Below are 13,071 nucleotides of genomic sequence, written 5' to 3' on the forward strand. Positions count from 1 at the left end.
AAATAGAGCTAGATATTAAGCCACAGACGTTTCTGCTGTCTCAGCTTTTGGCTTTGCTTCAAGCGTCATGTTGGTTTCTACACCGTGCATCCATGATACAAGCTTACCAGCACAAAGAAGCAATAATACACCACTAATTGTCGCTGTAATCGCGATACCACCAAAGATAGACATTGCGCCAAGTTCACCAACGTGAGAACCCACTAGGCCTGCTACGTAGTTTGCAACCGCATTGAAGCCAAACCAAGCGCCCATCATTAGTGATGCTAAACGAAGCGGAGCTAGCTTAGTGACCAACGACAGGCCAATAGGCGATAGACAAAGCTCACCGAGTGTATGGAAGAAGAAAGCACCCACTAGCCATAACATCGATGTTTTCACTGTTAGGTCACCACCTTGCTCCATTACCGCCCCCATCATGCACACAAAGCCAAGTGCTAAGAAGAACAGAGCCATCGCAAACTTAACAGGTGAGTTTGGTTCACGCTTACCTAATTTAACCCAAAATGCAGCGATGATCGGTGCAAGTGTAATGATGAAGAATGGGTTTAGAGATTGGAACCAAGCAGCTGGAACTTCAAAACTACCAATCATACGGTCAGTATATTGTTGAGTGTAGATGTTCATTAGGCCGCCAGCTTGTTCAAAGCCAGCCCAGAAGACGATCACGAACAGACCCATAATCAGAATAACTTTTAGTCTGTCGAACTCTTCTTTGGTGAGTGGTGCTTTCTCTTTTGATTTGTTCAGCTCTTTTGCTCGAGCAGCCGCAGGTACAGAACCGATGTTGCCTAACCAAGATTGAGCCATCGTCATTTGCATGATCAAGCTAATAACCATACCAATACCAGCTGCCAAGAAGCCTGCTTTCCAACCGAATGAATCCACTGCTGCACCCGAAATCAAGCCACCAAGTAGTGCGCCTAAGTTGATGCCCATGTAGAAAATGGTGAAAGCACCATCACGGCGGTTATCACCTTCTTGGTACAAGTCGCCAACCATGGTCGAGATGTTTGGTTTAAACATACCGTTACCGCTGATAAGCAGTGCTAAACCAAGGTACAGAGCGTTGACTTGGTCTAAGCCAATAAAGCCGTTCGGTAGGGCAAGTGTGAATTGGCCTAGAGCCATTAATACACCACCAATCAGGATCGATTTACGTTGTCCTAGGTAGTTATCGGCAATCCAGCCACCAATTAATGGTGTGATGTAGACTAAACCCGTGTAGATCCCGTAGAGATCGAGTGCGTCTTTTGTTGACCAACCAAGGCCACCATTAAGGGTGGTATCAGTTAAGAATAAAACAAGAATTGCACGCATTGCATAGTAGGAGAAACGTTCCCATAGCTCTGTGCTAAATAGTAGAAATAGGCCTCTAGGGTGGCCAAAGATGTTGTGAGTGCTTGGCATAAGTTTTACTAATTTTAGGTATTAAAAGATTTTATAGTCACTTATGTATACAGAGCGGAATAACCATCTGCAATAGGCGTCTTTTATGGTTACGATAACTAAACTTTTATAAGTCCATGAAAATAAGGGGTTTTCTATGCAATGTTACCCAGATAATGCGTGCTGCAAACTAATTTTCCAGTTTTGAGCTGGACGCATAGTGAGCTTTTTAAAAGAATTACCGAATAGCAAAAGTGAAATGCATTGACTTGTTGTATCGTTTCTGTGTTTATATGGTATGATGTGTTCTATTGGTGTGGCCATACATACGCTTACAAAAATGCGCCTTTTTATCTGTAAATGATCCCTGTACAATGCTTAACCACTTTTCGGACCTATGACTTTTTGTCGATAAGTTGGTCTGTTACGCATAATTTCTTGCTTATCAGTCTTCATTTTATTAACGGTGATTAAACCGTTTTAGGCTTGTGGTAAAATGTCCAAAAATAGAAAATGGCTAGTAAAATGAAACGTTGGTATTTGCTCTACTGTAAGCGTGGTGATCAAAAACGCGCTCAACAGCACCTAGAAAATCAGGGGGTAGAGTGCTTTTACCCTCAAATAGAAGTCGAAAAGGTGGTTAGAGGGAAAGAGAAGCAGGTCAAAGAGCCGCTGTTCCCGTCTTACATCTTTGTTCGCTTTGACTATGAACAAGGCCCTAGCTTTACGACAGTTCGTTCAACGCGCGGTGTGGTCGACTTTATTAAGTTCGGCGCAAGGCCGCATGAAGTCCAAGGTGACTTAGTTTTCGAACTCAAAGAGTTTGAGAAGTGTTGCAGTAACGAAACTGAAAATTGTTGTGTTGAGTTTGAGTCTGGGCAGGTGGTTAAGATTAAGAGTGGCCAGTTCGCTGGCATTGAAGCGATTTTCCATCAGAAAGATGGTGAAGCTCGCTCTATCATGCTCGTAAAAATGATCAGCCAAGTGGTTCCTATCAGTATTGAGAACGAAGCACTACAAGCTCACGCATAAATGCAACAATAAAAAAATCGGCTTAAAAATAAAAAGGCGCATCATGCGCCTTTTTTAGTATTTAGAATTTACCAATCGCTTTAAGCGTTGTAAGCATCGTTGTGAACGGCTTGTACTGCACGTCCTGATGGGTCAACACAGTTCTGGAAAGACTCATCCCATTCGATAGCTTTTGCTGATGAACATGCCACAGACGGACCACCAGGTACACATTCTGCTGCTGATTCTAGCGGGAACAGCTCTTCAAAGATTTCGCGGTAAGCGTAGCCTTCTTTGGTTGTTGGTGTGTTGTAAGGGAAACGGAACTGAGCGGTTTCCATTTGCTTATCCGTTACTTTCGCTTCAGCAGTTGCCTTCAATGTATCAATCCAATCGTAGCCAACGCCGTCAGAGAATTGTTCTTTTTGACGCCATGCGATTGAATCTGGTAGGTAGTCTTCAAAACACTCACGTAGGATGTGTTTCTCCATTTTGCCGTTACCACACATCTTGTCTTCAGGGTTCAAACGCATTGCAACGTCGATGAACTCTTTGTCCAAGAATGGTACACGGCCTTCAACGCCCCATGCTGCCAACGATTTGTTCGCACGAGCACAGTCAAACATGTTCAGAGCCAGCAGTTTACGTACTGTTTCTTCGTGGAACTCTTTCGCGTTTGGCGCTTTGTGGAAATACAGGTAACCACCGAAGATTTCATCTGCACCTTCACCTGAAAGTACCATTTTGATGCCCATTGCTTTGATCTTACGAGCCAGTAAGTACATCGGAGTTGATGCACGAATCGTCGTTACATCGTAAGTCTCGATGTGATAGATAACGTCACGGATTGCGTCTAGGCCTTCCTGAATTGTGTACGTCATCTCGTGGTGCACAGTACCGATCTTGTCAGCCACTTCACGAGCAGCGATAAGATCAGGTGCACCTTCTAAGCCAACAGCAAATGAGTGCAGTTGTGGCCACCAAGCTTCAGATTGCTCATCATCTTCAATACGCATTGCGGCATAACGTTTCGCTACTGCTGAAGTAATTGATGAATCTAGGCCACCAGATAGAAGTACACCGTAAGGTACGTCAGTCATTAGTTGGCGTTTAACCGCTGCTTCTAGTGCTTCAGTCAGTTCTTCTTTGCTTGTGCTGTTGCCTTGAACTGCCGCATATTCGTTCCAATCACGAATGTAGTAACGTTGTGGCTCTGCATCTTTAGAAGAGTAGAAGCTACCAGGAGGGAACTCACTGATTGTTTTACATACTGGAACCAGTGCTTTCATTTCTGAAGCAACGTAGTAGTTACCGTGTTCATCGTAGCCTTGGTAAAGCGGGATGATACCGATATGGTCACGGCCTACTAGGTATTCGTCTTTCTCTTCATCGTATAAAACGAAGGCGAAAATACCGTTAAGTTCTTCTAGTAGGTCGGCACCCATTTCTTGGTATAGCGCAAGAATCACTTCACAGTCAGAATCTGTCTGGAATTGGTACTTGTCTTCGTAGCGAGCGCGAAGTTCTTTGTGGTTATAGATTTCGCCGTTTACTGCAAGAATATGCTTTTTGTCTTGGCTGTATAGTGGTTGAGCACCACTGTTTAAACCAACGATAGCTAAACGCTCGTGAGCAAGGATCGCTTTTTCACCAGCATAAATACCAGACCAGTCTGGACCACGGTGACGAAGCTTTTTAGACATTTCTAAAGCAATTGGGCGAAGTGCTGCGGCATCACTTTTAATGTCGAGAATGCCAAATACTGAACACATAGAACTTCCTTTTAAATAATTTCTAAATCAACTGTATTCAATTTGCCATTCTGGCTAAAAAAAGCAACCGGATGTAAGCAAAAAAATAATATAAAGGGGCTTATGTTAGAAATTATCTAATTATTAGGTGGTTTTGGTGTTTGTTATCTAATTGCAGTTGGTTTTTTATACGAAAACCTCTCAAAAGTGCAAAAATTCGCAATTTTGAGAGGTTTTGAAGAGGGCGTTTTAGGCTAGATTTTATTGATGTTTGGGTTTAGCTGTTCACATACGTGGCGAGCAAAACCACTACCGGCTTCGCTATAAATGTTAAATGCCGCATCAACACCGTTTTCTTTGAGCGTTTCGAGTTGATCCGGATATTCAGCAATCGCCGCAATTTGGCCTTTGAAGTTTCGAGATTTCAACTGGTCTAAAGCGGTTTGATTACCTTGGTGGTGAGGCATCGCCAAGATCACCAATTTCACATTGGCGGTATCTAAGATACGTTCCCAGAAATCCGGGTCAGTCGCATCACCAGAAATCACGTTTCTGCCATGACTTCTGTGGTTGTGTGCTGCTTCTTCACGAACTTCAACACCTAGGCTGACTTTGCCATAGCGAGAGCGTAATTCGTCATAAGCACCAGTACCAATTCGGCCCATACCAAGAATAAGCACTTGTGCTCGGCCTGGGTCAATTCGCTTATCACGTCGGTGAAGCTTTTCTGACGCATGCTCTTTCAGCCATTTACCGGACTGCTGATAAAGCTTGTGACCAGCTCGGTTTAAAGGTGCAGCGATTAAGAACGACAGTGAAACAGCAATGGCTACCGCAACTAGAATATCACCCGACATCCAACCCATCTTGAAGGCGAGGCCACCAACGATGAGGCCAAATTCGCTGTAGTTAAACAGTGATAGAGAGGCGAGTAGAGACGTTCGAACACGGAACTTGAAGCGGTTAAGTACCAAGAAGTAGAGGACTCCTTTCACTGGCAGCATCAGCAAGAACAAGATTGCAAGCATAAAGCCTTGAATCGTTGGTTGCTCTGACAAACCAATGTTCAAGAAGAAACAGACAAGGAAAAGCTCTTTAAGATTAAACAGCGATTTTGATAACTCTGAGGCTTTTGGGTGACCAGCAAGTAACATACCTAGAACAAGAGCCCCTAGGTCTGGTTTCACACCAACCAAATGGAATAAACCAGCACCGACGACTAATGCGAAGAAGATGCCGGAAAGAACCAGCATCTCGCCGTGACCAACCCAATCGAGCACTTTGTAGAACAGTGGGCGCAGTAAGGGCAGGGCAAACAGAGCAATCGCATACCACTCAGGTATTTTGCCTGTAGAAGCCGTTAGGAATACTACGGCGAAGATATCCTGCATGACCAAGATACCAATCGCCAACGTTCCGTAGGTCGCATTCATTTCACCTTTCTCTTGCAGAGTCTTAACCGCAAATACCGTACTAGAGAATGAAAGAGCAAAACCGAGCAGAACGATCTGTTCTACCGACATGGCAGCTAGCGATGAAATACCTAAGAACTTAAAGCCAAACAGGGCAACGGCGAAAAACAGAGTGGACAAAAGGTTGTGGATTGTCGCGCCAGCCCAGATCTCTTTAGAGAGTAGGGTTTTGATGTCGAGCTTTAAGCCGATAGTAAAGAGAAGCAGCGTGACACCAAGGTCAGCTAAAGTAATGATGGTGTCATTGGTTTCGAAGCCAAAGGCAAAAAGCCCAAAGCCTGCAACCAAAAAACCAACTAATGGGGGAAGGTGACACTTTAAAGCAATAAATCCTGCGATAAACGCAGTGGATATTAATATAAGTTCCATAACTTGTTGTTGTAGTTCCCTAGCTTAAAAAAACGGGCCGTGTTTATACAAACACGGCCCGCGGAAAATCAGAATTATTTTTCTTTAATCTTCGAGTAGCTTCTGCAGCAACACACCGTTGAGCATGGCGCGCTTAATCATGGCAAAAGCTCCCATCGTAGGATGTTTATCGATCTGTGATGCTACAATAGGCAAGCCGCTATGGAAAGTCGTTAACGACTGATTCTCTACATTGCGCTTAATTGCAGGGAAAACAATCTCTTGTGCCTTCGTAATATCACCTGCGATGATAACTTTTTGAGGGTTAAATAAGTTAATCGTCATAGCGATCGCCTTACCTAATTGGTTTCCTACTCGAACTAAGCTTTGTTTCGCCAGTTCGTCACCATTGATTGCATGGTCACACACATCTTGAATCGTAATACGGTCAAGCTCTGTTAAAGAAGACTCATAGCCTTGTTTAATCAGTTTTTGAACTCGTTCAACGATTGCTGGGTTCGCTGCTACGGTTTCAAGACAACCGAAGTTACCACACTGACATTGCTCGCCTAGCGGATCGATCTGGATATGACCAATCTCACCTACGTTGCGGTTGTGTCCTAAGAAAACCTGACCGTTCACGATAATACCTGCGCCGGTACCACGGTGAACACTCACTAAAATAGAGTCTTGGCTGTCTTTACTTGCGCCGAAGTAGTGTTCAGCAAGCGCCATTCCTCGAACATCGTTACCCACAAAACAAGCGACATGGAATGTGTCGCGAATAATGTCGCTTAAAGCTAGGTTATCGATATCTGTGTTTGGCATGTATTCAACAACACCAGTCGTTGGGTTAACCAAGCCTGGAAGAGTAACGCCAATCGCAATCAGTTGATCGATCTTTGGTTGGTGTTCAGCAATGAAAGCCTTCAAATTATTAACCAAGCCTTGGGTAAGGTCTGATTGGTCTGAATAATTCAGGTCTTGCTGTTGGAAAGCCAATTCACGACCGCCAAGGTCATGAAGGCTAATTTGAATATAGTCTCGGCCTAAGCGCACAGCGACAGAATGAAAAGGTTCTACTTCTGTGGTTAGGGAGATAGCGCGTCTACCGCCAGTAGACGCTTGCTGCGCAACCTCTTTGATTAGGCCGCGCTCTAAAAGTTGGCGGGTAATTTTTGTAACACTTGCCGGTGCGAGTTGGCTTACATCAGCCACTTGTATACGACTGATAGGCCCTTGTTGGTCTATTAGTCGGTATACCGCCGCACTGTTTAGTTGTTTAACTAAGTCTACGTTACCTATTTGTCCGCCATTCATACTTAATTGTGCTCGTATTGTCCATTAACAACAGTCGCTTTAACGTTAAAGTCTCGGTCAAATACAGCTAGGTTTGCAACCATGCCTTTTTTGATTCGACCTAGCTTGCTTTCTACACCGATAGCCGTAGCTGGGTATAGCGTAGCCATGCGAAGAGCTTCGTCTAAAGCGATACCAGCGTGCTCAACTGTATTCTGAACTGCTTCAATCATAGTCAGAGCTGAGCCGCCCAGTGTGCCGTTTTCATCAACACACTTACCATCTCGGTAATATACTTTCTTACCGACAAAAATAAAGTATTCCATGTCAGCACCTGCAGGAGCTGTGGCGTCCGTCACTAATACGAGCTTTTCTCCCTTGATTTTGTGCGCAATTCGAATGTTTGCGTAATCAACGTGGAAGCCATCGGCGATGATGCCTGCGTATACTTCTGGCGTATCGTAAATCGCGCCAACAACGCCTGGCTCACGGCCAACCATAGGTGTCATTGCATTGAATAGGTGAGTCGCGAAAGTAATACCAGACTCGAAACCTTGACGTGCTTCTGCATAAGTTGCGTTGGTGTGGCCAATAGAAACCACTACGCCTGCTTTCTGAAGACGTTCGATGTGTTCAGGATCGTTAAGCTCAGGCGCTAAAGTTACTTTTGCAACAAGGTCGCTGTTTTCACAGATAAGCTCAATCATTTCGTTATCAGATTTACGAATGTGATCGACGCTGTGGATGCCTTTTTTCGCAACGTTTAGGTACGGACCTTCAAGATGCAGACCTAAAGATTGGTTTTGGTACTGATTGTGATATTCACGAGCTGCCGTGATAACCGCACGCATGTCTTCATCTGAAGAGGTGATAAGCGTAGGTAGGAAGCTAGTACAGCCAGATTTCAGGTTTGCTTTGTGCATGATCTGCATAGTATCTGCAGTGATCTCATCGTTCAGCATTACACCACCACAACCGTTCAGTTGTAAGTCAATGAAACCTGGGCTTAGGTTTGCTCCGTCTAGGTCGCGAACCTCAATTCCTTCTGGCAATTCAGAGATAGGGCAGACTTTTTTGATCAGTTCGTTTTCGATTACTACAGCATGATCGGTCAGAACATCACTACCAGTGTAAATTTTACAGTTACTTAGCGCGTACATAGTCAGCTAATCCTTATTTCGTGAGATCTTTAAAAATTCTTCGTTACCTAAATGGGTACTTAGTTTGCGAGCATCATTTACGTAACGATTTATCTTTTATGGGCAAACGGCTTCAAAATGGGAAGCGATCTTAAGTGTTTGAAAAATATGTGAACAATTCATTTTATTTATAAGTTCAGGCTCAGTGTTATCAGTGGTTTACCTGGTATTGCTTGCCTCAAATAACCCGTTATTAGCCCAAACATTAGATCTAGATTTTATCTATAAATGTTCATTTTTTTGAATGATAAAATAAGTTTTATGATCTCGCTAGCAAAAACCTCTGGATTTGGTAAAAACTGGTGATTACGATCACAAATGGTAAGGTTTTAATTTGCGGAGCAAAATTAATTGAATACACTGAATAGGACTAAATTGAGCGACTAAAATAAGTTTCTCAAACGAATTCTAAAAAATCCTATAGGGGGAAACAACTGGTGAATATTCTAGGATATGCACAGAAGCTGGGTAAGGCATTAATGCTACCTATCGCAACGCTTCCGATTGCGGCGCTTCTATTACGTTTAGGTCAAGGCGATCTACTTGATATTCCATTTATGGCGCAAGCTGGTGGTGCTATCTTCGGTAACCTACCATTGCTATTTGGTCTAGGTATCGCGATTGGTCTTTCTAAAGACGGTAACGGCGCAGCAGGTCTTGCTGGTGCAGTTGCTTACTTCGTACTAACAGCTACAGCAACGACAATTAACGCAGACGTTAACATGTCATTCTTCGGCGGTATCTTTGCAGGTATCATCGCAGGTCACTCTTACAACGCTTTCCACGCTACACGCCTTCCTGAGTGGCTGGCATTCTTCGCGGGTAAACGTTTAGTCCCTATCATGGCCGGTCTATTTGCACTTGTTGCAGGTGCTGTGTCTGGTGTGGTTTGGCCTGGTGTTCAATCTGGTCTAGACGCACTGGCTCACGCAGTATCAACGTCTGGCGCTATCGGTCAATTCGTTTACGGTACTCTTAACCGTGCACTTATCCCTGTAGGTCTACACCACGTATTGAACTCATACTTCTGGTTCGGTATGGGTACATGTCAAGAAATCATCGTTGCTGGTCAAGGCGCATTCGCTAACATCACTCAACTTTGTGTTGACCCATCACTAGCTAAAACTCTAGTTGTTGGCCAAGAGCACACATTCACATTCGCTAACTCTGTAACTCCAGAAATTACTACTGTAGTTAAAGAAGTGACTGAAACAGTTAAATCTGGCGACCTACACCGTTTCTTCGGTGGCGATAAAGGCGCTGGCGTATTCATGAACGGTTTCTTCCCAGTAATGATGTTCGGTCTACCAGGTGCTGCACTTGCAATGTATCTAGCTGCTCCTGCTGAAAAACGTAGCCAAGTTGGTGGTGCACTATTCTCAGTAGCATTCTGTTCATTCCTAACAGGTATCACAGAGCCGCTAGAATTCATGTTCGTATTCCTAGCTCCAGCTCTATACGCAATGCACGCGGTATTCACTGGTCTGTCTCTAGTTGTTGCTAACATGTTTGGTACTCTGCACGGTTTCGGTTTCTCTGCTGGTCTAATCGACTTCGTATTGAACTGGGGTCTAGCAACTAAACCATTCGTACTACTACTAATCGGTCTAGGCTTCGGTGCTCTATACTTCTTCACTTTCTCTTTCGCAATCCGCGCTTTCAACCTGAAATCGCCAGGTCGTGAAGATGATGACGAAGCTGCTGCAGCTCCTGCTGGTGAAGCTCCAAAAGGCGACCTTGCACGTCAATACTTGAAAGCTCTAGGTGGCCACGACAATCTAACTTCAATCGACGCTTGTATCACTCGTCTACGTCTAACTCTTAAAGACCGCTCTGTTGCAGATGAAGTTGTTCTTAAGAAACTAGGTGCAAAAGGTGTGGTTAAACTAGGTGAAAACAACCTACAGGTTATCCTAGGCCCACTAGCTGAAATCGTAGCTGGCGAAATGAAAGCTATCGGTGCAGGTGAAGACCTATCTGATGTAAAACTTCCATAGTAAGGGAAGTACTTAATTAAGACGTAAAGTGACTCTTAAGTAAGTTTCAAATTGAAAGCCTCCCACATGGGAGGCTTTTTTGTGCCTGCCGTTTAAGGCCAGCGAACACGGTTCGTTCTATTCTTCATCGAATAGCAGAAATAATCGCAATTAACGGACGGTTCTTATTGTGCAAAGGCGAAGAATTGTGGATGATTAGCAACAATGATCTTTCTATCTTTGACTTGCGCTATAAGCGTCCGTTTTCTTGGAGATGAAAGATAACTTTCTCTGACAATACTAAATACATAGAGGTGCTATAGATGAGTGAAGCTGAGGCTCGTCCATCGAATTTCATTCGCCAAATTATCGATAAAGATTTAGCGGATGGTACACACAGTAGCGTGCATACTCGTTTCCCGCCGGAGCCGAACGGCTACCTGCATATTGGTCACGCTAAATCTATTTGCTTGAATTTTGGTATTGCTCAGGACTACCAGGGACAATGTAATCTTCGTTTCGATGATACAAACCCTGAGAAAGAAGACGTTGAATACGTTGAGTCAATTAAGAATGATGTAAGCTGGTTAGGCTTTGAATGGTCTGGTGACATTTGTTACTCATCAAACTACTTCGATACGCTTTACGCTTATGCTGTGGAATTAATTAATAAAGGCTTAGCGTACGTTGACGAGCTAAGTCCTGAGCAGATCCGTGAATACCGTGGCACGCTAAAAGAGCCAGGTAAAGCGAGCCCGTACCGTGACCGTAGCCCAGAAGAAAACCTAGCGTTATTTGAAAAAATGCGTGACGGTGGCTTCGAAGAAGGTAAAGCGTGTCTGCGTGCTAAGATCGACATGAGCTCTTCATTCATGGTGATGCGCGATCCTGTTATCTACCGTGTTCGTTTTGCTCACCACCATCAGACGGGTGATAAGTGGTGCATTTACCCAATGTACGACTTCACTCACTGTATCTCTGATGCGTTAGAGGGTATTACACACTCTATCTGTACGCTTGAATTCCAAGACAACCGTCGTCTGTACGACTGGGTTCTAGATAACATCACGATCGATTGCCAACCTCGTCAGTACGAGTTTAGCCGTCTGAATCTTGAATACACAGTGATGTCTAAGCGTAAGCTGAACCAACTTGTGGTTGAAAACCTAGTTCAAGGTTGGGATGACCCACGTATGCCTACTATCTCTGGCCTACGTCGTCGTGGTTTTACTTCTGCGTCTATCCGTGAATTCTGTAAGCGTATCGGTGTGACTAAACAAGAGAACATGATTGAATTCGGTTCACTTGAATCTTGTATCCGTGACGACCTGAACGAAAATGCACCTCGTGCAATGGCCGTTCTGGATCCAGTTAAGATCGTGATTGAAAACTACGATGCGGATAAAGTAGAGACACTAACGGTTGCTAACCATCCGAACAAACCTGAAATGGGCACTCGTGAAGTACCATTTACTCGTGCAGTGTGGATCGAGCGTGATGACTTCCGTGAAGAAGCAAACAAGAAATACAAGCGTTTGGTTCTAGGTAAAGAAGTTCGTCTGCGCGGTGCTTACGTGATTAAAGCTGAACGTATCGAGAAAGATGCGGAAGGCAACATTACGACTATCTTCTGTTCTTACGACAACGAAACACTGGGTAAGAACCCTGCTGATGGCCGTAAAGTGAAAGGTGTTATCCACTGGGTATCTGCTGATAAAGCACTACCTGCTGAGATTCGTCTTTACGATCGTCTATTCACGGTGGCAAATCCAGCCGCAGCTGATGACTTTGCAGCAACGCTTAACCCTGAGTCGCTTGTTACGCTAAACGGTTTTGTTGAGCCTAGCCTAGCGGAAGGTGCAGCAGAGCAAGCGTACCAGTTTGAACGTACAGGTTACTTCTGCGTAGATTCGAAAGACTCTAAAGCAGATGCGCTAGTGTTCAACCGTACGGTTGGTCTACGTGATACTTGGGGTAAAACTGAAGCTTAATGCTTGAATGTTTAGCTTGTTGAAAGCAACCCAATAAAAAACCGGCCTAGCGCCGGTTTTTTTGTGTCTGAATAATATCGGTTATTCGTACTTATATAGTGACCATATAAAAAACGCCGGCCTAAGCCAGCGTTCAGTATTACTTCTTCGGTTTGTGTGCGTCAGGGTTACCTTTGCAATCTCCGGTAATACTTTTTCCGTACAAGTATAAACTGTGGTTAGTTAGCTGTACGTTGTAGCGTTGAGCGATTTCTTTTTGTCTTTCTTCGATAAGATCATCGGAGAATTCGATAACTTCGCCACAATCTAGACATACTAGATGATCGTGGTGGTGTTGTGTTGAAAGTTCAAATACAGACTTACCGCCTTCGAAGTGGTGGCGAGTTACAATGCCAGCGTCATCGAATTGGTTTAATACTCGATAAACGGTCGCAAGTCCGATCTCTTCACCTAGGTCGATCAGCTTTTTATATAAATCTTCAGCACTAATATGTTGGCAGTCTGGTTGTTGTAATACTTCTAAAATTTTGAGCCTTGGGAGGGTCACTTTAAGACCAGCATCTTTTAGCGCTTGATTATTGTCTGACATATACTTTCCTGTTGATGATCTGCAGCAATTAACAGAATTCAATATT

At 44.0% G+C, this 13,071-nt stretch carries 9 protein-coding genes; 3 read left to right on the forward strand and 6 right to left on the reverse strand.

Annotated features, from left to right (window positions below):
- Window positions 1-15 precede the first annotated feature (15 nt).
- Window positions 16-1,410 (reverse strand): peptide MFS transporter, encoded by a 1,395-nt coding sequence (locus L1D22_RS03975; protein WP_239828782.1) that lies wholly within the window; start codon window positions 1,408-1,410, stop codon window positions 16-18.
- 504 nt (window positions 1,411-1,914) lie between these two features.
- On the opposite strand from L1D22_RS03975, the gene rfaH reads away from it, so the two are divergent.
- On the forward strand, window positions 1,915-2,421 hold the full coding sequence (gene rfaH, locus L1D22_RS03980) for a transcription/translation regulatory transformer protein RfaH (RefSeq protein ID WP_239828783.1): 507 nt from the start codon (window positions 1,915-1,917) through the stop codon (window positions 2,419-2,421).
- Window positions 2,422-2,501: 80 nt separating this feature from the next.
- Here the strand turns inward: rfaH and asnB are convergent, their stop codons facing one another.
- From asnB to nagA, 4 genes are all read right to left on the reverse strand, one after another.
- Window positions 2,502-4,172: an asparagine synthase B gene (asnB, locus tag L1D22_RS03985; protein WP_017629612.1), complete on the reverse strand. Its 1,671-nt coding sequence runs from the start codon at window positions 4,170-4,172 to the stop codon at window positions 2,502-2,504.
- 233 nt (window positions 4,173-4,405) lie between these two features.
- Complete coding sequence (locus L1D22_RS03990; protein WP_176680253.1) at window positions 4,406-5,992, reverse strand: cation:proton antiporter family protein; 1,587 nt, start codon at window positions 5,990-5,992, stop codon at window positions 4,406-4,408.
- Window positions 5,993-6,076: 84 nt separating this feature from the next.
- Complete coding sequence (locus L1D22_RS03995; protein ID WP_017629614.1) at window positions 6,077-7,291, reverse strand: ROK family protein; 1,215 nt, start codon at window positions 7,289-7,291, stop codon at window positions 6,077-6,079.
- Window positions 7,292-7,293: 2 nt separating this feature from the next.
- A complete protein-coding gene (gene nagA / locus L1D22_RS04000; protein WP_239828784.1) occupies window positions 7,294-8,430 on the reverse strand; it encodes an N-acetylglucosamine-6-phosphate deacetylase in 1,137 nt (378 codons plus the stop codon).
- Between the two features lie 476 nt (window positions 8,431-8,906).
- On the opposite strand from nagA, the gene nagE reads away from it, so the two are divergent.
- The gene (gene nagE / locus L1D22_RS04005) at window positions 8,907-10,466 is read left to right on the forward strand and encodes an N-acetylglucosamine-specific PTS transporter subunit IIBC (protein WP_128644346.1); all 1,560 of its coding nucleotides are present in this window, start codon (window positions 8,907-8,909) and stop codon (window positions 10,464-10,466) included.
- A gap of 302 nt (window positions 10,467-10,768) precedes the next feature.
- Window positions 10,769-12,436 (forward strand): glutamine--tRNA ligase, encoded by a 1,668-nt coding sequence (gene glnS / locus L1D22_RS04010; RefSeq protein ID WP_239828785.1) that lies wholly within the window; start codon window positions 10,769-10,771, stop codon window positions 12,434-12,436.
- Between the two features lie 139 nt (window positions 12,437-12,575).
- On the opposite strand, the gene fcrX is transcribed toward glnS, so the two are convergent.
- Window positions 12,576-13,025 (reverse strand): ferric iron uptake transcriptional regulator FcrX, encoded by a 450-nt coding sequence (fcrX, locus tag L1D22_RS04015; protein WP_239828786.1) that lies wholly within the window; start codon window positions 13,023-13,025, stop codon window positions 12,576-12,578.
- Between the last annotated feature and the right edge of the window lie 46 nt (window positions 13,026-13,071).

The sequence above is a fragment of the Vibrio sp. Isolate34 genome (assembly GCF_022397915.1).
GTDB lineage: Bacteria > Pseudomonadota > Gammaproteobacteria > Enterobacterales > Vibrionaceae > Vibrio.